Raw genomic sequence first — 23944 nt, forward strand, 5'->3', positions numbered from 1 at the left:
ATTTGCCTGTCTCGCCATTTCAGGTGAGCGTGCCGATTTTCCCTACCGATAGTGTGTGCGCACTTTTCGCACGATGAAAGGCTGGCGTGCGCCACGATTATTTTGGGCAATTGCCCGAATCCCTCAGGACCAGGCTTTCGGTTCGTGTCGCGGGCCATGGCCCCGACGTGGTGCTGATTCATGGTCTCGGAGCATCCAGCCGCTATTTCACTCCGCTGGCCAACATCTTGGCTAAGAAGTATCGAGTGATCGTTCCCGAGCTTCCAGGCCACGGCAAGAATCTGGATGATGGCCGCCCGGTGACCGTACCGCGTTTCGCGCACGAAGTAGCATTGGCGTTGCGCGAGCTGAAGGTTGAGAACGCTATCGTCCTCGGGCATTCCATGGGCGCGCAGGTTTCCATTGAGCTAGCTCGCGCGTGGCCGGATCTGGTCAAGCACCTGGTCATTGCGGCTCCTGCGGTCAACGACCGTGAAGCGACGCTGTTCAGGCAGGCCCGCCGGCTCTTTGAAGATTTCCCGCACGAGTTGAACTCGGTGAAGGCAATATTGCTCGTCGATTACTTGCGCTGCGGCATCCCGTGGTGGGCCAAAAGCTGCGCCCAGATGCTGGACTACTCCACCGTTGATTTGCTCCGTACGGTGCACTGCCCGATTGATGTCGTGTGCGGCACCCGGGATCCGCTGTCTCCACCCGAGTTCGGTCTTCGCCTGGTCGCAAGAACACCGCAAGCCAAGCTCACCGTCATGCATCAGGGTGCGCATGGGTTCAATTTCTCTCATGCGCCCGAGCTTGCAGCGCTAGTAGATGCCGCGGCATGACCAAGAGAAAACGGTTATGCTCCTGGAACCGAAATCCTCGGATTCGATTCCAGGGGCACGGCACCCAGCTCTAGAGGCCCAAGTCGGCTTCACTTTCAAACGGTCCCACCACGGTGATCACTCGATCCTTGGAGGCCAGTTCCTGGGCCAGATCCTGAACTTCCTGGGCCGTGACGGCATTGACGCGAGACAGTGCTTCGTCGATGTCCTGGAATTCTCCGGTAATCATTTCTGCCCGGCCCAAACGGGACATGCGGCTTCCTGGATCCTCCAGAGCCAGCACCGTTCCACCAGATAGCTGGCCCTTGGCCTGCGCCAATTCAGTTTCGGTGATGCCGTCCTTGGCCAACCGATCAAGCTCGGCCCCCAGCAGCCCGATAACCTGAGCAGCCTTAGCCGGGGCGCAGCCCGCGTACATGCCAAAGTAGCCGGCATCGGTGTAGGCGGCGGAGAAGGAGTAGGTCGAGTACACCAGTCCACGCTTCTCGCGAATTTCCTGGAACAACCTTGAGCTCATGCCGCCGCCGAGAACAGCGTTCAGCACTGCGAGAACCTGACGGCGGTCATCATGTCCGGTGATGCCGGAGCATCCCATGATGATGTTGGCTTGCTCGCCCGGACGGTTGATTACTTCCAGCCCGGCCTTCGAAGTGATCTGCGCTGGTTCACCCATGCGGCGTGGTTCTGGCACAGCCATCGGGTCCAGTTCCCAGCCTGCTTCGGTCAGCGCCTTGAGAAGCAGCTCGCACAGCTTGTCGTGCTCCAGGGATCCGGCGGCAGTAACAATCAACTCGCTTGGGCGGTAGTGCGCACGATAGTGCTCCATGACTGCCTCGCGGGAGATCTCCATGATCTCTTCAGGAGTTCCTCCAATGGGACGTCCCAATGGGTGATCGCCCAAGACATTGGCAACGAACCGCTCGTGGGCGACATCCATCGCGTCATCTGCATCCATGGCCAGCTCTTCGATGATCACCCCGCGTTCCTGTTCCAATTCCTGCGGGTCGATAACTGCAGAGGTAACCATGTCGGCGATGACCTCAAGGGCCATTGGCAGCTCCGTGTCCAGGACGCGGGCGTAATAGCAGGTCGATTCCTTGGCGGTGGCTGCGTTTGATTCGCCGCCCACGGCATCGAAGGACTGGGCGATTTCCAAGGCAGTGCGCTTGGCAGTGCCCTTGAACAGCAGGTGCTCCAGGAAGTGCGTGGAGCCGAAGTGCCCTGATTCCTCGTCGCGGGAACCGACCGGTACCCAGAAGCCCACTGTGGTGGACCGCTGTCCGGGCATCGCTTCTGTCAGGACTCGTACGCCACCGGGCAGGATGCTGCGCCGGACTTCAGAGCCGCCTTCGCCTCGGTGGACCAACGTCGGGTCCGCCGGGTCAATCGGAGAAAACTGCGTGGTCTCCACCGAATGCAACGGCAATGGAATCATGGCCACGAATATACGTCCTTAAGTCGTCGAGAATAGCCATTTCAAGCTAAGTACACTGTCTTTCATTCTCCCATAGAACCGCGGTTTGAAAGCAATAGCTCAGTGGTGACGGAGCCATCACATTCTGGGAAATTACGCGATCGGACCGCGACTGCGGCAATACTCACTAGCTCGGTTGGTGGGCTAAGTTGCGTCGAGATATCCGCGTTTCTCGGCGTCAGCGCACACTGGGGTCTGCCGTCCTGGGTCACTTGAAGCGCAGGCTAGATAAACAGTGTTCGCTGCATTTTCTGTGCTCAATTCCGGATATCCCATTGATCCGGGATTATAGGAGACGGCAGTGCTCCACTCATCGAGGTTCTTGCAAGCATTGAGCGCCATTTTCTCTGCTTCGCTAATCTTAATTTGCGGCGTTTCATGATCAGACCAGGCTTCGTTCTGCTTTTGAATTGCCGACTGGCATTCCTCGCCGATATTAGATGTCCTAGCCGCATCGAAATTCTCGCATCCGCTGATAGCTAATGCCACGGCGCGCAGTGCTGCAGCTAAGAAGTGAACTCTGCGCATAGTCTCCATGCTACCGACGGGATCCTGCAAGTTGGCGAATCGGCGGCCATCATTTCCTTTCGGCGAAGGGACAACAAAGCAAGAAAATCCCGCACGTTCCAAACGGAACACACGGGATTTCCAGATCTCAAGCTATTGCTCAGGCAAGCTTGGAACGATCGAACGCATCAAGGCTGATGCCCTGCTCCAAGACGACCTTGGCCCACTCGCGAGCAGAGTGCAGGGAATGGTCGCGGTAGTTGCCACAGCTTACGGCTTCGGTTCCTGGAACATCTTCCCAGGTAACCTTCTCCGCGATATCTTCCAGCGAACTCTTGATGGCGGCGGCGACGACCTCTGGGGTTGGCTCGCCCCACAAGATCATATGGAAGCCGGTGCGGCAGCCAAATGGCGAGAAATCGATCAGGCCATCGATGCGGGTACGCAGCAGACCAGCCATGGTGTGCTCGATGGTGTGCAAACCTGCCGTGGGAATCTCACCGTGGTTTGGCTGTACTAATCGGATGTCGTAGTTGGAGATGGCGTCTCCCTTGGGACCGTGCTCAACCCCGATCTTGCGCACATACGGCGCCTTGACCTTGGTGTGGTCCAGTGCAAAGCTTTCAACTTCAGCAAGTTCAATATCACTCATAGGCAAAGTCTATCTGCTCACCGTCTGGCGAATCGAGAGTATATCGCGGGAGGTAACCGATAGACTTCTTAGGACGTTCGGGGCAGCAATCCCCGAACTGATTTCTTTAGAGGGGAAGTTCATGTCGGACCAGAAGTCCTTGCTCGTCTTTGCGCATGCAGACGAAGCCGTAGCCTTTGCAGATGTCGAGCACCTGATTTCCGGTGTTGGCAAGGTCAATGCGTCGGTAGCCTTGGCTGGCGCGCTTGCTGAAGGCAACATCGAAAACGTCGTCGTGCTTGGCACCGCTGGCGTTGTTGGCCATGCCGGTGAAGACCGTCCGAGCTTGGACACCATTTACCAGATCACCAAACTGATCCAGCATGATTTCCCGCTGCCCTCGGTAGATGTGGACCCTACCGGTCCAATCCTGCTTCCTGATTTCCAGGTCACCATGGCTACCGGCGATGTGTTCGTCTCGAATGACGAACAGCGTATCCACATCAAGTCCTTGGGCGCTTCGTTGGTCGATATGGAAGGCTACGCCTACGCAAGCATCTGCCAACGCTTCAACGTGCCGCTGCAGATCTTCAAGATCCCTTCCGATTACGCGGATGATTCGGCGTCGATCGACGAATGGGATGATATCGCCAAGCAGAAGAGCGTCCAGCTGCGCGAGTTCTACGACAAGCACCTGGGGTAGCAGACTGCCGCCGGGACCTTCCACCGAAGGTTAGCTCTAGAATTGAAACACCAGCAGCGAACGGAGATTGTTCCATGACAGCACAGGCAAAACCACACGTCGGTGCAGCAGAGCTCTCCATGCCCCGCCACCACCAGCTGATCGTTTCGCTTTTCGGCATGCATGCCCGCCAGCACGGCGGCGCCTTGCAGGTGGCGGCAATCATATCCCTGATGCAGGACGTGGGAGTCGAGCCTGCAGGCACTCGTTCCTCGATTTCCCGATTGAAGAAGCGCGGCATCATCGAAAGCGTGCAAGTCCGCGGTCGCAACGGATACTCGTTGTCCGAATCGGTGCTGACCACCTTTGCCGAAGGCGACGAGCGGATTTTCCATCCACGCCGCGCAACGGCCGAAGACCGCTGGCTGCTGGCAACCTTCACGGTCCCCGAAACCCAGCGCAACATCCGGCACAAGATCCGTTCCTCCCTGGTGCGCATGGGTTTCGGTTCGGTGGTCCCCGGGCTCTGGATTGCACCGGAACATGCCAAGGATCCTGCCTTGGCCTACTTCGCCCGGCACGGCCTGGACAAGTACTTCGAGTTCTTCCTGGCCGAGCACATCGGCGGCGCGCAGCTGCGCGAGAACCTGGATTCCTGGTGGGATTTAGGGACCCTGGAAGCTATGTACTCCGAATTCCTGAAGGAGAACCAGGGACGGTTGGAATTCTGGAAGGAACGCGCCGGCACGCAGCACAGCCCTGAGATCGATGCCCAGGGCTTCGCGGACCATCTGGTCCTGCTTACCCAGTGGCGCCGATTCCCCTATTCCGATCCCGGGCTGCCGGCCGAGCTGCTCCCGGAGGATTGGAACGCGTTGAAGGCTGAAGCGCTGTTCAAGGACCTGCATACGCTGCTGTCGCCACTGGCTTCGCGCCATGTGCAGCGGGTGATCGGCGAGCAACGCTGATCTTTGCGCCTCGACCGATAGGAACAGGGCTGCGAAACCAATTGGTTTCGCAGCCCTGTTCCGCATCCAGGGACTAGTTGCGGTCCTGGATGACAGCCACGCCCTGGATTTCAATCAAGGCTTCCTGCTGCCAAAGCCGGCTTACCCCGATCCCTGCCATCGCAGGATATTCCGAACCGGCCATCTCGCGCCAAAGGCGCCCGATTTCCCTGCCATGGGCCATGTAATCATCCACATCGGTCAAGTAAATGGTCACGCTGGTCAGGTCCTCGGGGCGGCCCCCGGCTTCAACCAAGGTGGTCAGCACGTTGGAGAATGCCTGCTTGAACTGTTCCACGATGCCGCCGGGCACGATCTTCATATCCTTGTCCAGAGCGGTTTGCCCGCCGAGGTAGACCGTATCCCCCGCCTTGACTCCGTGGGCATAGCCAGAGGGCTTCGCCATGGATGCGGGGTTGATTGTCTCGTTGCGGTGCAACTTGGTTTCAGTCATTTCCTACTCCTTGTACCGGGTGCATGAAATTTGCCCCAATTGGCTCTAGCGCCATCTTTGTGATGCGTGCTACATTGAGCTTACGTGACGGCGGTAAAAAAGTCGACACATAGCTTTTCACCCAACTGACAAAGGGAATCCACACATGAAACTCGCAACGATCCACGCCGGCGGGAAGAGCCTGGCGGCAATCCAGACCGATCAGGGATATCTGCCCCTGCCAGCTGGCGATCTCAGCGAGTTCCTCAAGCACCAGGACTGGAAAGCAATCGCCTCCGAAGCCCTGGAATCCAGTACCGCAGGCGATCTTATCCCCGCGGAGCAGGCCCGGCAGCTTAATCCGCTGCCAGCGCCCGCCAAGGTGATCTGCTGCGGGCTGAACTACAGCGACCACATCCTGGAAATGGGAAGGGAACTGCCCGAATATCCCACATTGTTCGCCAAGTACGCCGATACCCTGGCTGATCCCGATGCCGAGATATGCAGTGCTTCCTCATCCAATGTGGATTGGGAAGCCGAACTGGCAGTGGTGCTCGGATCAGATGCATCCTCGGCATCCCTGGAGGAAGCCCAGTCCGCAATTGCCGGGTACACGGTAGCCAACGACATCTCGATGCGCGACTGGCAGCGCCGGACCTTGCAGTGGTTCCAAGGCAAGGCCTTCGACGGCACCACTCCCCTGGGTCCCGTGCTGGCCACGGCAGATGAGATCGACCCGGTGGCCGGCGCGGAGGTCATCTGCCGCATCAACGGCGAGGAAGTGCAACGCGGCAACACCTCGACGCTGGTGTTCTCCGCGGCGCGGCTGGTCAGCTACATTTCCGAATTCACCACGCTGCGTGCCGGGGACATCGTGCTGACCGGGACCCCCGGCGGAGTCGGAATGGGCATGGTTCCGCCTCGCTTCCTCGCTGACGGGGACCGGCTCGAAACCGAAATCCCTGGCATCGGCATCCTCTCCAACAGGTTCCGGCTCCGAGTGAACAGCCCGGCCCTGTCCCAATGACCATCAGCAACATCCCTCTACCGAAATTGAAGGAGCACACCATGACCGAAGCACCCATAACCTACCGCACCGAAGGCGACAATTCGATCTATGCCTCGGAAAATGGCCAGGTTGTCCCCGTAGTCACCCGGGCAGGATCCGAGGACACCAACACCGCCCAGTCCGGGGACTGCATCCGCGTCTCGGGAGTCAGCATCCAGCACACCCCCGCGACCAAGATCTGGTTCGGCCAAGTCTCCAATGTCCCGGGCTACCGTTCCCTGCCCCATCACCATGGCGAAGCGGAAACCGGCGGCTACGTGCTGCGCGGCCACGGCCGGATCTACTTCGGCGAGAACTACGAGCAGTACGCCGATATGAAGGCCGGTGACTGGGTCTTCGTCCCTCCATTCATGCCCCATGTAGAGGCCAACATGTCGGTCACCGAGGAACTGGTGTGGCTCACCGCCCGGACCCCGGAGAACATCGTGGTCAACCTGCCCGATGTCGCCGACGAATCCTTGGAAGGATACCGTCGAGCATGAGCACCACAGCATTGTCCGCCCAGGTCTTCCTGGACGCCATCAACCTGGCCGAATGCGATGCCGAAGTCTTCGACCAGGCTTTCACCGCCACCCCGCAGTACGTGCCTTGGCCCAAGGCCTACGGCGGCGACATGGTTGCCCAGGGCGCCCTGTCACTGATGAAGTCGGTAGGCACCGACCGCAGCCTGCACTCCATGCACTCCTACTTCCTGCGGCCAGTGGATATGCACCAGCCGGTCCGCTACGAGGTGGAGCACCTGCGCGATGGCCGCGGCTATTCCACCCGCCAGGTGCGCGCCTTCCAGAACGGCAAGCCGGTCTACTGCGCGCTAGGCTCTTTCCACGTTCCGGAAGACGGGGCCGAATTCGCGCTCGATGCCCCCGGCGCTTCGCTGGATCTGGATCCGCAGTCCCTGGCCAGCGCCGCCGAGGCCCTGCAGGGCGTGGAGGGCGACGCCGCCAAGTACTGGGCCGGCGGCCGCAGCTTCGACATGCGCCATGTTCCCGAAGCCATCTACCTTCCCGGCGAGCGCGAAAAGTCCGGCAGCCAAGCGGTCTGGATCCGGGCCTTCTCACCGCTGCCCGATGATGCGGTGATTCAGAAGGCGGCCTTGGCCTATGTCTGCGATTACACCATCCTGGAGCCGATCATGCGCGGCCTCGGGCTGAGCTGGGGCGATGAGGGCCTGGTGACCGCCAGCTTGGACCATTCCATGTGGTTCCATCGCGAGGGGCGCATGGACGACTGGGTGCTTTACGCTCAGGAAGCCATTTCGAGCCAGGACAACCGCGGACTGGCCATCGGGCGCTTCTATGCCCGCGATGGCAAGCTGCTGGCCACCGTAGCCCAAGAAGGAATGATCCGCCCCGGGCGGAACGCCAACTAGGACTTCCCACCGAACCTGCCAACGGAGTTGCCTTATGGAACTTTCACCTTCTGCACATGTCGATAGCTTTACCCGCGACCATCTTCCATCCCCCGAATTGTGGCCGACGCTGGAATTCACCTTGCCCGAGCTGCAGTACCCGGACCGGCTCAATGCCGCCGAAGTGCTGATCGACCAGTCCGTCGAGAAGTTCGGCGCCCAGCGCACGGCGCTGCTGGCCCCGGATGGCACCAGCCTGAGCTACGGGCAGCTGCTCAAGCGGGCCAACCAGGTAGCCCAGGTGCTGGTCGAGGACTATGGCTTGGTGCCGGGCAACCGGGTAATGCTGCGCGGTCCGAACAACGCATGGCTGGTAGCTTGCTGGCTCGGAGTGATCAAGGCCGGCGGTGTTGTGGTCACCACGATGGCTGCCCTGCGCGCTGCGGAAATCTCCAAGCTGGCCACGCTGACCGGCCCGGTGGCGCTAATCACCGACTACCGCTTCGCCGAGGACGCGCTCAAGGCCAGCGGCGGCGGCTATCCGGTCATCAGCTACGGCGGCACGTCCCGCGACGATCTGGCCCAGCAGGCAGCAGGCAAATCCGGCGAATTCACCGCGGTGGCCACAGCCGCAGATGATGTGGCATTGCTGGGACCGACTTCGGGAACCACTGGCGTCCCTAAGATCACCATGCATTTCCACCGGGACATCCTGGCCAATGCGGACACTTTTGCCCGCTACATCCTGGAACCCACCAAGGACGATGTCTTCGCCGGTTCCCCGCCGCTGGCTTTCACCTTCGGACTGGGCGGGCTAGTGGTCTTCCCCTTCCGCTTCGGCGCCAGCTCGCTGCTGACCGAACGCGCCACCCCGGTTCAATTGGCCGAGCAGTCCCACGCGGCCGGGGCAACCATCCTGTTCACCGCCCCCACCGCCTACCGGGCCATCTTGAAGAACGGCAAGGCCGACCTGCTCAGGCCCCTGCGCGTGGCGGTCTCCGCCGGCGAGCACCTGCCTGCCGACACCTGGCACCAGGTCAGGGAGGCAACCGGGCTGGAACTGGTCAACGGCATCGGTTCCACCGAAATGCTGCACGTGTTCGTCTCCGCCGCCGGCAAGGACATCAAGCCGGGAACCACAGGCAAGGCCATTCCCGGTTTCCGCGCCACGGTGCTGGATACCGAGGGCAACGAAGCCGCGGCCAACGAGCCGGGGCGCCTGGCGGTTATCGGGCCGACCGGCTGCCGCTATCTCGATGACCCGAGGCAGCGCAATTACGTCGAAAGCGGCTGGAACATCACCGGGGACATCTTCTCCCGGGACGAGGACGGTTTCTTCACCTACCAGGCGCGCAGCGACAACATGATCGTCTCTTCCGGATATAACATCGGCGGCCCGGAAGTCGAGCAAGCCCTGGACCAGCATCCCGATGTGCTGGAAAACGCGGTGGTCGCCCGCCCGGATCCGAACCGCGGATCAATCGTCTGCGCGTTCGTGGTTCTGGTCGAAGGCGCCGAAGCCGATGAGGCGAAGGCCAAGGAATTGCAGGACTTCGTCAAAGCCACGATTGCCCCGTACAAGTACCCGCGGGAAATCCGCTTTGTCACCGAGCTGCCTCGCAATCCCAGCGGCAAGCTGCAGCATTTCAAGCTGCGCGAGGCCTTCAACGGCTCCCCGGTCGCATAAACTCCCCAGATATTTTTCGGGCCCCGGCCCAATCGCCCTCCGGGGCTGATGAAAGGACACACCATGAAGATTGCAGTTATCGGCGGCGGCCCTGGCGGCCTGTACTTCGCGGCTCTGATGAAGCAGCTGGATGAGAACCACGATGTCACCGTGTGGGAACGCAATGCCGCATCGGACACCTTCGGCTTCGGCGTGGTGTTCTCCGATGAGACCCTGGGCGGCATCGGCAACGCCGATCCGGTGGTGGCCGAATACATGTCCCGGCGCTTCGCCCGCTGGAGCGATATCGACATCCACTTCCGCGGCCAGATGCACACCGTGGGCGGCCAGGGCTTCGCGGCCATGAGCCGCAAGGAACTGCTCCAGCTGCTGCAGCGCCGCTGCATCGAACTGGGCGTGGATGTGCGCTTCTCCACCGTTGCCCCGGATGTGGAGCAGCTGGCGGACGAGTACGACCTGGTGCTGGCCGCTGACGGGCTGAACTCCGCGGTGCGAACCAAGTACGCGGACTCCTTCAAGCCCTCCCTTGATCCGCGGACCTCGAAGTACATGTGGCTGGGCACCGACCAGGTCTTCGAGGCCTTCAAGTTCTTTGTCAAGGAAACCGATGCCGGAACCATGCAGATCCACGGCTACCCGTACTCGGACGAGGGTTCGACCTTCATCGTGGAAATGCACGAAGACGTCTGGCGTGCGGCCGGATTCGACGAGACCGAGGACGAGGTCTTCGGCCCGGGCGTGAGCGACCAGAAGTCGGTGGACAAGGTGGCCGGGATCTTCGCCGAGGAACTGGCCGGATACCAGGTGCTGACTAACAACTCCAAGTGGATCAACTTCACCACGGTGCGCAACGAGAACTGGCGCCATGGGAACATCGTCCTGCTGGGCGATGCCGCGCACACTGCCCACTTCTCCATCGGCTCGGGCACCAAGCTGGCCATGGAGGACGCTCTGGCCCTGGCTGCCTGCCTGCATGAGCATGCCGAGGTTGATTCGGCGCTGGCCGCCTACGAGACCGAGCGCCGCCCAGTGGTCGAATCCACCCAGCGCGCGGCCCAGGCCTCGCTGGAATGGTTCGAGAACATCGGGCAGTACAAGGACCAGGACCCGGTGCAGTTCTGCTTCAACTTGCTCACCCGCTCCCGGCGCATCACCTACGAGAACCTGAAGCTGCGGGATACCGGATTCGCTCAGCAGGTCGATGAGAACTTCGCCCGGCTCAACGCTTCACCTTCCGTTGCACCGGCGATGTTCCAGCCGCATAGGCTCGGCAACACCGAGCTGGCCAACCGCGTGGTGGTTTCGTCCATGGACATGTACTCGGCCACCGACGGGGTGCCCGGGGACTTCCACCTGGTCCATCTGGGCTCCAAGGCCATGGGAGGGGCCGGGCTGGTGATGACCGAAATGGTCTGCGTTTCCGATATCGGCCGCATCACCCCGGGCTGCACTGGCCTGTACACCGATGAGCAGGCCGCTGCCTGGAAGCGCGTGACCGACTACGTGCACGGCAATTCGAACGCCAAGATCGGCGCCCAGCTCGGCCACTCGGGTCGCAAGGGTTCGACGAAGCTGATGTGGGAAGGCATCGACCAGCCGCTGCAAGAAGGCAACTGGGATGTGCTCGCTCCCAGCGCACTGCCCTATGGCGAAGGCTGCCATGTGCCGGTGGAAATGGACCGTGCGCAGATGGACGAGGTGCGCGAGCAGTTCGCCGCCGCGGCACGCCGCGCCGATGAGGCAGGATTCGACGTGCTGGAAGTGCATATGGCCCACGGCTACTTGCTCTCTTCCTTCCTTTCGCCGCTGTCCAATCAGCGCACCGACGAATACGGCGGAGGCTTGGAGAACCGGCTGCGCTACCCGCTTGAGGTCCTGGATGCGGTCCGCGAAGCCTGGCCGGCAAGCAAGACCATCGGCGTGCGCATCTCGGCTACCGACTGGTCGCCAGGCGGGAATACCGAAGAAGATGCCGTGGACATCGCCCGGGCCTTCATCGCCCACGGCGCCCAGTTCATCGATGTCTCGTCGGGGCAGATCGTGAAGGACGAGAAGCCGGCTTTCGGGCGCAGCTACCAGACGCCGTTCGCCGACAAGATCCGCAACCAGGTCGCTGCCCAGGCAGGGGTCTCGGTGATCGCGGTGGGCGCGGTATCCTCCTACGACGACGTGAACTCGATCCTGCTCGCAGGCCGAGCGGACCTGGTGGCACTGGGCCGCACCCACCTGTACAACCCGCAGTGGACCTTGCAGGCAGCCGCCGAGCAGGACTATAGCGGTGACGGCGCAACCTGGCCGCTGCCCTTCAAGGCCGGCCGCCGCAAGCCGCCCGCCGCCCGCACCGACGCGGTCCGCCCGCGGCTCTCGCTGGTTCGGGAAGCCGAGGAGCAGGAGCAAACGCACCTGCGCTGGATTCCGGCCAGGAAATCCGAAACCTCCAATTTGGTAACCAGCGCTTAGCTGTTGCTGCCAGCCGCAGGATTGGCGGCCCTGTTTGGGCTGCCGATCCTGCGGCTTTTTGCCGGGCACGGGAACCGCTTGGCGGCTCGGCTCGGATCCCAAATCGGCCACCAAACCACCTTTGGATAATTCAATGAAATCTTCCCTGGATCAAATCGCACAGCGAGAAGCCGGCCTGTCGAAGGAGCTAACTTCGCGCCAGCTGAGCATGATTGCGTTTGGCGGCGCCATCGGCGGGTAGATCGCCGTGCTGCTCATGGGGGCGTTGGCCGAGATGATCCTGGCGCACCCGACCACCGGCTCCTTCGGCGCCTTCGCCGAGCACTACATCAACCCATTCACCGGGTTCCTGCTCAAATACCTGTACTGGTCCTGCCTCGTACTGGCCGTAGGCACCGAAATCACGGCGGTGGGCGGCTGCATGCGAATGTGGTTCCCGGATTTGCCCGCAGTGGTGCGGATCATCGGCCTATCGGCCTTGCTGATCGGGGTGAATATGTTCAATGTCAAAGCCTTCGGCACACTGGAATACTGGTTCTCCGCCACCAAGGAATTCGCTATTGCCGCGTTCATCCTGCTTGCTGCCTATCTGGTCTTCGGCCAGAGGGGCAATGATTTCGGATTCCAGAACTACACCGCGGAATCCGGATTCTTCATGGGCGGGGCCCAAGGTGTCTGGTTTGCCGTTGTCGTGGCGATCTTCTCCTACCTGAGCATCGAAATGATCGCCGTCGCAGCCGGTGAGGTAAAAAATCCCGAAGTCGCAGCGAAGAAGGCCTTCAAGGTGACCTTGTTCAGACTCTTCCTCTTCTGCATCCTGACCCTGTCGCTGATCCTTGCCATCGCACCGGTCAGCGAGATCCTCGAAGGCGACAGCCCGTTCGTCACGGTGATGCGGGTGATCGGCATTCCGTTTGCCGATTCCACTCTCCATTTCGTGGTCATCATCGCCGCGCTCTCCGCCATGAACTCGCAGCTGTACATCTCCACGCGAATGATGTTCTCTCTATCCCGCGGCGGGCAGGCTCCGAGCAGCTTGGGTAAGTTGAAGAAGAACGGCGCGCCGGTCAACGCCCTGCTGCTCTCGGCTGGCGGAATCGCCGTGGCCGCCATCATCTACGCATCGAATCCAGAATCCGGTTTCACAATAATGATGGCGCTGTCGATGTTCGGCGCAATGATGGCCTGGATGCTGATCTTCATCACGCACTTGTTCTTCCGCCGTTCCCATCGGCGCAGTGCAGCACCGCTTAAATACCGCCTGCCGTACTATCCCGCTGGATCCGCGGCCGGGGCGCAGCTGATGGCCGCGTTGCTGGTCACGACCTTGTTCACCGAGCAATTCTCCATGACGTTGCTGTTCGGCATTCCCTTCGCCTTGACCGTCTCTGCCCTGTACTTCCTGATGCGCAAGCGCATGAAGCTGGCACAGGCAGGTCCAGGCACCGGGAATGAGGAGACTGGCGGCTCAAGCCAGCCGCGCGAGCCTGAAAAGATCAGCGACGCCTTGAAGGTGCAAGCGAGCCCCGGCGCAGCGCACCATGCGCCGCACCGGGGCCACCCACCAGCAATCGCGGTTCCAGGGCTGGGCTAGTGCCCCTTGAATGCCTCCGCTAGCCACCACGCACCGCCGTCCGAAGCGATTTTCGCGTCGATGACCAGCGGCCCCGTGGGATCCGAGCCGAGCCAGCTGGCTACCGCGTCAAGATCCTCCAGCTTGCGCACCGTGATGCCATCGGCTCCGAAACCGCGGCCGATGGCTGCGAAATCGGTGTCAGGGAAGGTCACCGAGTCCATATTCGGTGCCGTACCCGTATCGCCGAAATGATGTACCTCCGCCCCGTAGGCGGCATCGTTGTAGACGATGCACACCATTGGCAGCTTCAGCCGAACCGCGGTATCCAGTTCGGCGATGGCCATGTGGAATCCGCCGTCTCCGGTGCCGAGCACCGGCAAGCGCCCGGGCTGCGCCAAAGCCGCTCCGATGGCCGTGTAGAGCCCCAGGCCGATCGCCTGGAACGCCTGGGTAAAGCAGAAACCGTGCTCGTCTGGAACGGCGAGAAACTGGCTCGGGTATCCCATGAAGTTGCCCGAGTCCACGCTGACGATGCGCTCGGCCGGCAGCAGCTCATCCAGCGACTTGGTCAGAGTTCGCGGATCGATGCGGTCGTCTGTGGACAGGTCCCGGTAGGCTACCTGGCTCCAGTTGGCCCCCTCGGCGATCTGCTAGCTCACCGCGGAGGTGCGGTAGCCTTCGCGCGCCGGCATCTTCTGCGTTTCAAGATATTCCAGCGCATCGCGTGCGCTTTGCGCCGAGTCGCCGATCACGCCCAAGTCGATGCGCCGGTTCGCCCCCAGGGCGGACTCTTCCAGGTCCACCTGCACTACCTTGGTGCCCTCGGAAATGAGCCGTCCGTGGCGCATGGTCCACATGTTCAGCGCGCAGCCAAAGCCCACAATCAGATCTGCTCCAGCAATCAACTCGGCGGCCAGCGGCGACGAGAACCCGCCGGAGATCCCGAGACTGAATTCCTCGTCGTTGAACAGGCCCTTGGCCACCGCCGAGGTCGCCACCAGCGCCCCGCTGTGCCGGGCCAGCGCCAGGATTTCGGCCTTGGCCCCGCGTCCGCCGCGCCCTGCGACGAACACCGGGCGCCGGGCATTTTCGATCAATACCGCCAGCGCTCGCACCGCGGCACGCGAGGGGCGGACCGGCTCCGCCGGAACCACCTCGGCTGCCACCGGGGATTCAGGAGCTTCGAGCCCTTGGATGTTCAATGGCAGGTTCAGTACAACCGTCCGCCGGTCGTTCACTGCTCTGCGGTAGGCGCGAACTGTATCGGCCACTGCCGTGCGGGCGCTGTGGATTCGTTCGGAGACGGCGTAGACGGAGGTTGAGAAGGAGCCCTGGTCCATGGCGAAGTTCGAATACACGGCGCTCGGGGCGGCTTCGGCGGCCAGCACGATCATCGGGGTGCGTGACTTGGCGGCTTCTCCAATGCCGGTGGCCGCGTTGGTCAGGCCGCACCCCTGGTGCACCGAGACCACGCCGATCTGGCCGCTGGTCCGTGAGTAGGCATCGGCCATCGTTGCTGCGCCGCCCTCATGCCGCGCTGCGGTATATGGCACCCCGTTGGCAATCAGTGCATTCGTGACATCAAAGTTCCCGCTTCCCACCACGCCGAAAGCGTGCCCTACGCCCAAGTTTGCCAGCGTCTTGCCGACCAGTTCAGCAACGTTCACGATTGTGCCTCCATTTTCTTGGTGTTTTGGGGCGCTAATGCCAGCACCCGGGTCGGTGCGCCGGTACCGCCAACTATGGGCAGAGGGGCAACCACTAGCATCGCTCCGAACACGGGCAGCTTGTCCAAGTTCTTCAGCGAGGTGATCCCGTATTTGTCTGCACCGAGCAGGAAGTAATGCATGGGGAATGGCGGCTCCAGTGCTCCGGCATTGCCGGAATCGATCCCCACCGTTTCCACGCCGATGCCGGAAATGTCCAGCTTCTCGGCGATGTATCTGGCGCACTCCGCAGTAAACCCGGGAGTATGCGATCCGGTGGCATCGACATTCAGGAAAGCTGTCCTGTCATCACCGTATTGCTCCCATCCGGTGCGGAAAAGCAGCCACGCGTTGGAAGGAAACCGCCCATATTCCGATTGCCACGTTTCCAAATGGTGCACATCGATGAGAACATCCGGATCATCTGCTGCTAAGGATCTGAAGTCCAACACGACGGCCGGACCTACCAGGCGTTGCGGATCAATCTGCGACACGTCCTTGCCTCCTCGTCCCGAAATCCAGTGGATCGGCGCATCTATATGCGTTCCGATGTGCTCACCAGTATGGATATTGTGGTGCTTCCAGTATGGTCCGGGCTCGTTGTAGGCCGAGACCTCTTCGAGACTGAAATCAATGAGGTTCGAGAACGGATCGGGCAGTACTAAGGTTGGAGTCCTGTCCGACAGCGGGGCAGTCAGGTCATGGACTTGGACAGTCCCGGAGGCCAGAGCGGACAATATCGCGCTCGTGCAAGTTTCTTCGGCAGCAGGCATTGTTTCTCCTTGGGCAGAGACGGTCCAGGACACATTCCGACGATAGAGAGATCCTGACGGTCGTCACATTCGCGGAATTAGCTTCAATCTACCAGCACCACCTCTGCTAGCCAACAGGTCACCCGAAGGAGAACCAGGGGCGAAGACCTAGTTCCGCAAACCTGGCTCGCGCATATATCCACCAGCTCGCACGGAGCGCGGTGCCGCGCTCAGGAACCAGCATCAATGCCAGCGAGGATTTCACGGGGCCAGGGGGCAGATGACTCACCGCCAACTGGAACGCACACTGTCACGAAACGGCCTTCAGCGGCCAGCGCGAACCCGCGCCCTTGGTGCGCACTCCCCCAGACCTTGAATCCGAATGACATCGAATTGGCCCCGACCTTCTCCACGCGAATCGCGGTGGTCACCGCTTGGCCGAAATACAGCTTGGCCCGATAGTCGACCTCATGGCGGACTCGTGGCGAGATGGCGAAGTAGGACTCCGCGCCAGCCTCGCGAAACAGTTTGGCTTCGGCCGCCTCGACGAAGCGCAAGATGGCTGAATTATGATGATGCCCCGCAGCATCGGTATCAACCCATTCAATGGTTCGCTCCAACGCCGTTCCTGCGATTCCCGACGCAATGAAGTCTGCGGCGAGCTGCTGCAACAACTGCCCGGATTCGTCCATTCCCGCGAATGTAGGCATCAAGATCCCCCTAATTAAAAAGTGTATAGCTATTGTAACGCACGTCACTTTAACGTGATAATCCTATTGGTGTTCCAAGAACTCCGCCCTACCCACACAAGGAGATTGAACAAATGCCGAAATCCCCCGCAGCCGCGGATTGGAAAATCCCCAAACGAACCACTTCAATGGTGCTCTTCGCCTGCTGGCTGGCCATCCTGGCCGAAGGCTACGACGTCGGCGTGCTCGGTGCAGTGCTCCCGGCATTGGCCGAATACAAGGAATGGTCGCTGAGTCCCATGGAGCTCGGCGGCCTCGGAGCCTACGCGTTGGTGGGCATGCTCTTCGGCGCACTGTTCATCGGCACGCTCAGCGACATCATCGGCCGTAAGCGCATGCTCCTGCTGGCCATGCTAGTCTTCACAATCACCCAAGCCGGTGCCGCGCTAGCTCCTACTCCCGAGATATTCGGCCTCTTCAGGCTGATCGGCGGACTGGGTATGGGCGGCATCATCCCGGTGGCCGCCGCGCTGACCATCGAGTATTCGCCACCCAAGAAACGCTCACTTAACTACGGCATCATGTACTCAGGCTATTCCCTGGGAATCGTCGCCGCTGCCTTGGTCGCTATGTCGCTTCTGCCCGCGATAGGTTGGCGCGGGGTTATCGCGGTGGGCGCATTACCTGTAGTTCTACTTCCCTTAGTTGCCTGGATGCTTCCCGAATCCCTTGAATATCTGGTATCCAAGGGGCGGATCAGCGAAGCCAAAGCACTGGCCGCCCGGCACAGCATCCCCGATTACGAGCCCGTGGCGCCACCGGTTCGCACCGGCAAGGCCCCCTGGCGCCAGGTCATGGCTTCCATGTTCTCCGCAACGTACTTGCGATCAACCATCTTCTTCTGGATCTCGCTATTCTGCGGCATGGTCCTGGTCTACGGCTTGAATACCTGGCTGCCGCAGATCATGCGCAGCGCAGGGTACAACCTCGGTTCCTCGCTAACATTCCTGCTGGTCTTCTCCCTCGCCTCAGCCGCCGGCGGACTGGCCCTGGGCTTCCTCGCCGACAAGTACGGGCAGAAGACCATTCTGGTGATTTTCTACCTGCTCGGTGCGGGAGGCATCCTCCTGCTGATGTTCCCCAATACTATGCTGGTCAATCTGTTCTTCGTGGCCTTCGCCGGCATCGGCTCGATTTCCACGTCGCTGGTTCTCACCGGATACATTGCCGATTACTACCCGGCCGCGCAGCGCGGCACGGCCACGGGCTGGGCATTGTCCTTCGCCCGCATCGGCGCCATCTCCGGCCCCATCATCGGCGGCTGGATCGCGGCTTCGGGCATCAGCTTCGAGTTCAATTTCGTATTCTTCGCCATCGTCGGCGTAGTCGCCGCCATTTCCGTGGCGATGATTCCACCACGCATCAAACCAGATGCTGCCCGATCTGCCAAGGCCAAGCAGGCCTTCGCATCCGATTAGCCCTGGCTCTGCGCACCTTCCAGCACGAACGTCCTGAACCGTGGCACACCGCGCACAGCGGTGTGCCACGGTTTTATCCTTTTCCAGCACCCCCAGGCCTGTCAAGGGTCCGCTTGCCGGCAAGATCGCACTTGCGAAATGCAAGTGCGCTGGCACCGGGGAAACGATGGCCGGGTGGAATGCAAAGGGATTTTCCAAAAGGCGAACCAGCCATGCAGGCATTGCAGCGCATTCCATGAATGCCTGCCCTGAGTGCGGCCATGCTTCCTGCGCCATCACTCCCACCGGCATCCATAGGAGCTAGGCCGCGGATCGCCATGTGCAGCAGAATCCCATCGGCCGTTGCGACTTGGCCGATGGGATCCTGCAGCTCGATCCGGGGCGATCTTGGCTAGCCGGTGAACGTGAAGCTGGTCTGCAGCTTGCGCGCTGTCCGGTCCGGATTGAGCATCAAGACGCAGAAGATGCCAACAACAACCAGGTAGATTCCGATCATCCCGAATGAGGCATTCATGCCCTGAGCCAGCAACTCGGCCATCTCCGCCGAGTCAGCCACGCCCTTAGGGCTGGGAATATAGCCCGCGCTGTCCATCAGGCCACCGACCATTGCGGGAGCGACCACGCCGCCCACCGAAGCCAGTCCAGTGAGCGTGGCCATGAGGGCCGCGCGCTGCCTGGAGCAGACGCTGAAGGCGATTGCCGTGGGAGCCAAGGGATAGATCATTGCCGTACCGGCACCGAGAGTCAGCATCGCCACGGCGGCGTAGCCGGAGAGGAAGGGCAAGATCGAGAAGCAGACCCCGGAAATCAGCAACGTTGCGCCGAACAGGGCGCCCATGGCCCAGCGAACCGTCACGCCGCGCTTCATCAAGTAGCGGGAGCCGAAGCCCAAAACCAGCAGCGCGATAGCGCCGATCACCCAGGGGAAGGTGGAGACCAAACCGATCATTTCCGGTGTCAGGGCAACGACGGATCCCAGATATTTCGGGGACCACGTGGTCAAGAAACCCTGCGCCCAGAAGCAGCCGGCACCTGCGAGCACCGCTGCCACGAACATCCACGAGCCCAGGACTCGTCGAATCGGCACGATTTTCAGCAGATCGGAGGAATCCGCAATGCTCCCCTTGCCCTGCAGGTCGAATTCGGCGACCGGTTCCGGTTTCTGCCCAGCCTGCTGCTGGTCCTCCGCCAACGAGATGGCACCGGCTTTCGCCTGTGCCTTGCCCGCCGTGGAATGGCTGTACGGGCCGTCGCGGCCCAGAAGCAGCCACGCTACGCTCCAGAGCAGCCCGAAGATCCCCAGGAAACCGAAGGCCCAGCGCCAGCCCAGGGCCGGGTTGGCGATGATCCATGCAAGGGCAGGAGCCGCGAGGATCGGCCCCAGGGTTGAACCGGCAGCGATGACGCTACTGGGCAGCCCACGTTCCTTCGCATTGAACCAGCCGTGGGCATGCTGCAGCGAAATGGGGGTCGCCGGCCCCTCGGCTCCACCCAGCAGGATGCGTGTGACCAGCAGGATTGCCGCGCCTCCGCCGAAGAGCATCGGGAACTGCAGGACTGCCCAGGCAATGCCCATGGTCAGCAAGATCCAGCGGGTGGATACCTTTCCGGCCAGGAAGCCGACAATAACGCCGACAATGGCGAAGAGGAAGAAGAAGGCGCTGCCGATGAAGCCGAACTGACCGGCAGTCAACCCGAGTTCGCGCATGGCGGGATCAGCCACGAGCCCCAGGACAGCTTTGTCGGCGAAGTTCACGATCTGGAAGAGTACCAGCATGCCGGTCACCATCCAGGCGCGCCGGTTCATTTTGCCGTTGGCAATGGCCGCACGCAAGGTGTGGTCCGCGAGATTCCGTGTCGTACTCATACCAAGCTCCCCTTGGAATCGGCCGCGGAGAGTTCCAGCGCCGCCGGGCCGATGCTGAAGACGTCATTGTCCTCGGCGATGGATACATTCCCCGCGAAATCACCGCGTGCGGTCTCCAGCATAGCTTCCAGATCAGCGGCACCGGGGGTGTTGGGAACGATGTGATGCAGCACCAGCGCGCCGACTTCGGCTTTCGCGGCGACCTTGCCCACCTCGCTGTACGGCGTGTGCGATTCACGCAAATGCACTTCGATGCCATCGCGCGTCGGGCCGTCCGGGAATGTCGCCAGGATGCCAGGCAGATCGATGACCTCATGCAGCAGCAAGTCAGCTCCGCGGGCGAGCCTGATGCAGTTCTCGGAGTAGGCGGTGTCTCCGGAGACCACGACGGAACCGTAGCGCGAGTCGATCCGGAAGGCGAATGCCGGGAAGCACAAGCGGTGGTCGACCAGAATCGCGGAGATCGCCACCAGCTCATCTCGGTAGATCTCAAAGGGCTCCATTTCCGGGTGGCGATTTTCAACTGCGCAGGCCCCGGATGCCTCGGGGATCTGGATGTTCTGCGACTGGATCCATTCGTGGGGTTCGTCGCGGCCTTCATCGGCCATGCGGATCACCACGTCGGAGGAGAAGACCTTGTCCAGCAGCGCATCGACGATTTCTTCGGTGCTGGTCATTTCCCGCTCGGCGACGCGCGAAGCGATCTGCTGCTCGTGCTCCGGGCCAAGGGCGGGGATGCGATTGGGACGTCCAGGGCCGAAAACTTGGATAGGCCGGGCGAAAGACTCCCCCGGGACCTGCCACCCGGTCACCAGATAGGCGCCGAGATCGTAGATGTGGTCCGAGTGGTGATGGGTCAGCAGCACCGCGCGCAATTCGCCCCATTCGGCATGCGACCGGTAATTGCGGATGCTTCCCATGCCGCAGTCAATCACGTAGGTTGCCCCATCGACCCTAATCGCCGTGCTGGTGCCAGCACGGGAACTGGAAACGATCGGGCCGCCTCCGGTGCCAAGCGTGTAGACGCTCATTCCTTTTACCTGAGTGGTATTCACATTGGTGCCTTACTCGTAGAGTGCAGCAACGGGTCCCATCGACCGCGATGCGTGAATTGCGAGGGTAGTGAAGAGTCCGGCAGCATAGGCCGAAGTGATAGAAATCATATACACCGAATTTTGCGATCGCAAGACCTATTGCATATCTAATGTGATTCATGCCATGCTGGACGCACCAGCCATCTACCCGCTAAGGAGTCATCATGGAACAGCAGCAAGGCCAAGAAATCATTCTGGGCGATCTGCCCAAGGGCATAACTTTGGCCAGTGAATCAATGGGCAACAAGACGTGGAATGTCCTCGGCCACACCTATCTCTCCAAGGTCGAGAGTTCCAGCAGCTTTGCATGGCTTTCCCTTGATCCCACTGGAACCGGTGTGCCTCCGCACGTGCACCCTAAGCAAGATGAGCACATTTACATAATGGAAGGCACTTACACCCTGTACCTGGACGGCGAATGGTTCAAGGCCGGGCCTGGCGATACCGTCCGCATGCCCATGGGACTTCCTCACGCCTACTACGTCAAGGATGGCGCACCGGGCAAATCGCTCTTTTGGGTAAGCCCTTCGGGACAACTGTCCACGCTCTTCGATGAGCTTCACAACTTGTCTGACCCGGAGGAAGTTGTCCGCCTCTCAGCACTGCGTGACGTGGACTTCCTGCCACCGGGATCCGTACCCGGCGCAGACTAGCATTGGCAGAAATTACTACGTGGCCGGCAGGGATACTCCTGCCGGCCGCCGCAGGATGGAAGGAAAAAGCGCAGTGCCGCAAAATACGCGAGAGTCCGAGTTGCTCAAGTACGGGGATCATCCCGACCAGCATTTCATCCTGGCGCACCCGTTCAAACAGCCTTCCCTGGGCACTGCGGTCCTGGTCCACGGCGGCTACTGGCGCCAGCGGATCACCGCCAGCGTGATGCAACCGATGGCTGACGATTTGCTGCGCTCTGGCTGGAGCGTGGCCAACGTGGAATACCGGCGCGGTCCGGACCACCCGTGGCCCACCCCATCTTTCGATGTGGCCGCGGCAATCCAGCTCGTGCGCAGCTCGTTGCGATACCAGGGCCAATCCGAGGCAGCTATTCTTATCGGACATTCGGTCGGCGGTCAATTGGCGCTGCTGAACTCCAATTTCGCCGATGCCGTGGTAGGCCTCGCTCCAGTCACCGATGCTTCCAAGGTGCATGCAGAATCCCTCGGCGATGGTGCAGCAATGGAATATTTCGGCGATTCTCCGGCCGGGATTCCGGCAATCTACCACGATGCTTCGCCAATCCAGGCTCCACCGCCTTCAGTGCCAACGCTCTTGGTCCACGGGTTCAACGACGACCGGGTACCGCTGGAGCACACGCGGGAATACCTGGATTCCCTGGCCGGAAACGTTCTGCCGGAACAAATGATCCACCGGTCGCTGGATCACTTTGAAATCATCGACCCGCAGCAGCATCATTGGCAGGCCGTGCAGACCTGGATGCGGCAGGTACTAGTCGACGCGCGAGCCGAGTAGCCGACTCGCGTATAGCTCCGCATGCGGGGATAGCAGTGCGTGCAACGCCAGGAAGGTCTTCTTGGCTTGCGGAGCTTTCCACCCATCAGGCAGGTATTCGAAGGGCAAATTCGGATCCCGATAAGGGAATCGCCGCCAGCGCGTGAGCATCGGAATATAGAAGGCGAAAGCTGCCCGCTCCAGTTCCGAGCGCTGCTCGGCTGACTCGACGGGATCAGCTAGCCGTTGCTGCCACGTTCCTAAGCGGCCGACATACAACTGGAGGAAGTCGGTGTACTGCTGGTCCAGTGCTTCAAGATCCCACCATTGGGCAACCTTGTCCCGGATATCGGCAGGCGACATGTAGTCAGCCTTGAAGAACTCGACGTACTTGGACAATCCTCGCGCATCCAAGCGGACCTTAGCCTGCTCGAATGCCAGATGCGGCCCCACGGCCACCCCTCCAGAGACCATCCCGAACCCCAAGCTAGCCAGCTCGGTGCGCAGTTCGTACCGGCGATTCCGCTCGCTCTCGGGTACCGAGAAAATAGCCAGCACCAGGGAGTCCCCTGAGGTTGAACGCGAAGGAGCAAAGATCCGTTGGTCGTCCTTCCGGAAGCTGTCCATAACCTCGGCGGAGAGCTGGTACTGGGATTCGTTCCCTGCGCGTTCGTTAATTAGCACGCCGCGGCTTTTCAACCGTGAAATGGTGGAGCGGATTGCTTGCGACCTGATACCCAAGGCATCGAACATCTCGACGATGATAGAAACAGGGAAAGAGCCACTGGCCGATTCGCCATACAGGCCGTACAGCGTCACCAGCAGATTCTGATGCTGCAGTTTCGTTCCCCCGATATCCACTGGTTCAACGTCCTCCATTTGCGCTACGGCTACTTTTTCTATTCCTCGTTTCTATCCTAGGTTGCCAACGATCGAATCAGGAGTATCAGCGTCTTCCCGCCTGCGGCTCTGCGCCTCAGCGAACTGGGACGAGTTCACTCTGGACACTAGGACCGCTGGTTCAACTCTCCGCAGTCCAACTGACCCAGATGGTTTTATCTGGTTAAGGTCAGTGCTTGCCTCCGCCCAAAGCCAACGTGGCTGGAAAGCGGCAATGGGGTACAGCACGTGTTGTCCGGCGCTAGCTGCGGCCCGCAAGGTACTGGGCATCAGGCTGGCAGCTAGCGCCTGAGAAACTCCACTAAGGTCGTCCG

21 protein-coding genes and 1 pseudogene are annotated in these 23944 nt (G+C 61.0%); 12 read left to right on the forward strand and 10 right to left on the reverse strand.

Annotated elements, in window-relative coordinates:
- The first annotated feature begins 110 nt into the window (after positions 1–110).
- On the forward strand, positions 111–821 hold the full coding sequence (locus tag AAZQ98_RS08710) for an alpha/beta fold hydrolase (RefSeq protein WP_434691451.1): 711 nt from the start codon (positions 111–113) through the stop codon (positions 819–821).
- A gap of 70 nt (positions 822–891) precedes the next feature.
- Here the strand turns inward: AAZQ98_RS08710 and AAZQ98_RS08715 are convergent, their stop codons facing one another.
- From AAZQ98_RS08715 to AAZQ98_RS08725, 3 genes are all read right to left on the reverse strand, one after another.
- Positions 892–2262 (reverse strand): M16 family metallopeptidase, encoded by a 1371-nt coding sequence (locus AAZQ98_RS08715; protein WP_332487865.1) that lies wholly within the window; start codon positions 2260–2262, stop codon positions 892–894.
- Positions 2263–2439: 177 nt separating this feature from the next.
- Positions 2440–2934: a hypothetical protein gene (locus AAZQ98_RS08720; protein ID WP_146112930.1), complete on the reverse strand. Its 495-nt coding sequence runs from the start codon at positions 2932–2934 to the stop codon at positions 2440–2442.
- Positions 2935–2962: 28 nt separating this feature from the next.
- Positions 2963–3454, reverse strand: coding sequence for an S-ribosylhomocysteine lyase (locus AAZQ98_RS08725; protein WP_105661860.1), 492 nt, complete (start codon positions 3452–3454; stop codon positions 2963–2965).
- A gap of 121 nt (positions 3455–3575) precedes the next feature.
- Between AAZQ98_RS08725 and AAZQ98_RS08730 the strand changes: the two genes are divergently transcribed.
- Positions 3576–4136 (forward strand): purine-nucleoside phosphorylase, encoded by a 561-nt coding sequence (locus AAZQ98_RS08730; RefSeq protein ID WP_434691454.1) that lies wholly within the window; start codon positions 3576–3578, stop codon positions 4134–4136.
- A 74-nt stretch (positions 4137–4210) separates the two neighbouring features.
- Complete coding sequence (locus AAZQ98_RS08735; RefSeq protein ID WP_434691455.1) at positions 4211–5083, forward strand: PaaX family transcriptional regulator; 873 nt, start codon at positions 4211–4213, stop codon at positions 5081–5083.
- Between the two features lie 73 nt (positions 5084–5156).
- Here AAZQ98_RS08735 and AAZQ98_RS08740 read toward each other — a convergent pair whose 3' ends face one another.
- The gene (locus AAZQ98_RS08740; protein ID WP_105661857.1) at positions 5157–5576 is read right to left on the reverse strand and encodes a RidA family protein; all 420 of its coding nucleotides are present in this window, start codon (positions 5574–5576) and stop codon (positions 5157–5159) included.
- A 145-nt stretch (positions 5577–5721) separates the two neighbouring features.
- On the opposite strand from AAZQ98_RS08740, the gene AAZQ98_RS08745 reads away from it, so the two are divergent.
- The 6 genes from AAZQ98_RS08745 (at position 5722) to AAZQ98_RS08770 (ending at position 13713) form a co-directional block, all read left to right on the forward strand.
- Positions 5722–6582 carry a fumarylacetoacetate hydrolase family protein gene (locus AAZQ98_RS08745; RefSeq protein WP_434691459.1) on the forward strand — a complete coding sequence of 287 codons (861 nt, stop codon included), beginning with the start codon at positions 5722–5724 and terminating at the stop codon, positions 6580–6582.
- Between the two features lie 41 nt (positions 6583–6623).
- Positions 6624–7106: a cupin domain-containing protein gene (locus AAZQ98_RS08750; RefSeq protein ID WP_105658199.1), complete on the forward strand. Its 483-nt coding sequence runs from the start codon at positions 6624–6626 to the stop codon at positions 7104–7106.
- On the forward strand, positions 7103–7993 hold the full coding sequence (locus AAZQ98_RS08755; RefSeq protein WP_434691462.1) for an acyl-CoA thioesterase: 891 nt from the start codon (positions 7103–7105) through the stop codon (positions 7991–7993). The genes AAZQ98_RS08750 and AAZQ98_RS08755 overlap by 4 nt, the downstream gene beginning before the upstream one ends.
- Before the next feature lie 34 nt (positions 7994–8027).
- Positions 8028–9659: an AMP-binding protein gene (locus AAZQ98_RS08760; RefSeq protein ID WP_434691465.1), complete on the forward strand. Its 1632-nt coding sequence runs from the start codon at positions 8028–8030 to the stop codon at positions 9657–9659.
- A gap of 63 nt (positions 9660–9722) precedes the next feature.
- On the forward strand, positions 9723–12119 hold the full coding sequence (locus AAZQ98_RS08765; RefSeq protein ID WP_434691467.1) for a bifunctional salicylyl-CoA 5-hydroxylase/oxidoreductase: 2397 nt from the start codon (positions 9723–9725) through the stop codon (positions 12117–12119).
- A gap of 256 nt (positions 12120–12375) precedes the next feature.
- A complete protein-coding gene (locus AAZQ98_RS08770; protein WP_434692129.1) occupies positions 12376–13713 on the forward strand; it encodes an amino acid permease in 1338 nt (445 codons plus the stop codon).
- On the opposite strand, the pseudogene AAZQ98_RS08775 reads toward AAZQ98_RS08770, so the two are convergent.
- From AAZQ98_RS08775 to AAZQ98_RS08785, 3 genes and pseudogenes are all read right to left on the reverse strand, one after another.
- Positions 13710–15362 (reverse strand): annotated as a pseudogene (locus AAZQ98_RS08775) (thiamine pyrophosphate-binding protein). The gene AAZQ98_RS08770 and the pseudogene AAZQ98_RS08775 sit on opposite strands and share 4 nt — an antisense overlap.
- On the reverse strand, positions 15359–16174 hold the full coding sequence (locus tag AAZQ98_RS08780) for a cyclase family protein (RefSeq protein WP_434691470.1): 816 nt from the start codon (positions 16172–16174) through the stop codon (positions 15359–15361). The pseudogene AAZQ98_RS08775 and the gene AAZQ98_RS08780 overlap by 4 nt, the downstream one beginning before the upstream one ends.
- 209 nt (positions 16175–16383) lie before the next feature.
- Positions 16384–16863, reverse strand: a complete 480-nt coding sequence (locus AAZQ98_RS08785; RefSeq protein WP_434691471.1) for an acyl-CoA thioesterase — start codon at positions 16861–16863, stop codon at positions 16384–16386.
- Between the two features lie 113 nt (positions 16864–16976).
- On the opposite strand from AAZQ98_RS08785, the gene AAZQ98_RS08790 reads away from it, so the two are divergent.
- A complete protein-coding gene (locus AAZQ98_RS08790; RefSeq protein ID WP_332489234.1) occupies positions 16977–18320 on the forward strand; it encodes an MFS transporter in 1344 nt (447 codons plus the stop codon).
- A gap of 391 nt (positions 18321–18711) precedes the next feature.
- Here AAZQ98_RS08790 and AAZQ98_RS08795 read toward each other — a convergent pair whose 3' ends face one another.
- Together AAZQ98_RS08795 and AAZQ98_RS08800 are read right to left on the reverse strand one after the other, a co-directional pair.
- Positions 18712–20187, reverse strand: coding sequence for an MFS transporter (locus AAZQ98_RS08795; protein WP_434691475.1), 1476 nt, complete (start codon positions 20185–20187; stop codon positions 18712–18714).
- The gene (locus tag AAZQ98_RS08800) at positions 20184–21218 is read right to left on the reverse strand and encodes an MBL fold metallo-hydrolase (RefSeq protein WP_434691477.1); all 1035 of its coding nucleotides are present in this window, start codon (positions 21216–21218) and stop codon (positions 20184–20186) included. The genes AAZQ98_RS08795 and AAZQ98_RS08800 overlap by 4 nt, the downstream gene beginning before the upstream one ends.
- Positions 21219–21445: 227 nt before the next feature.
- Between AAZQ98_RS08800 and AAZQ98_RS08805 the strand changes: the two genes are divergently transcribed.
- Complete coding sequence (locus AAZQ98_RS08805; protein WP_105658208.1) at positions 21446–21934, forward strand: cupin domain-containing protein; 489 nt, start codon at positions 21446–21448, stop codon at positions 21932–21934.
- A gap of 73 nt (positions 21935–22007) precedes the next feature.
- A complete protein-coding gene (locus AAZQ98_RS08810; RefSeq protein ID WP_434691479.1) occupies positions 22008–22751 on the forward strand; it encodes an alpha/beta hydrolase in 744 nt (247 codons plus the stop codon).
- Here AAZQ98_RS08810 and AAZQ98_RS08815 read toward each other — a convergent pair.
- Positions 22728–23609, reverse strand: a complete 882-nt coding sequence (locus tag AAZQ98_RS08815; RefSeq protein ID WP_434691482.1) for a PaaX family transcriptional regulator — start codon at positions 23607–23609, stop codon at positions 22728–22730. The genes AAZQ98_RS08810 and AAZQ98_RS08815 overlap by 24 nt on opposite strands.
- Positions 23610–23944 lie beyond the last annotated feature (335 nt).

This window comes from Glutamicibacter sp. Je.9.36, from assembly GCF_051129975.1.
GTDB lineage: Bacteria > Actinomycetota > Actinomycetes > Actinomycetales > Micrococcaceae > Glutamicibacter.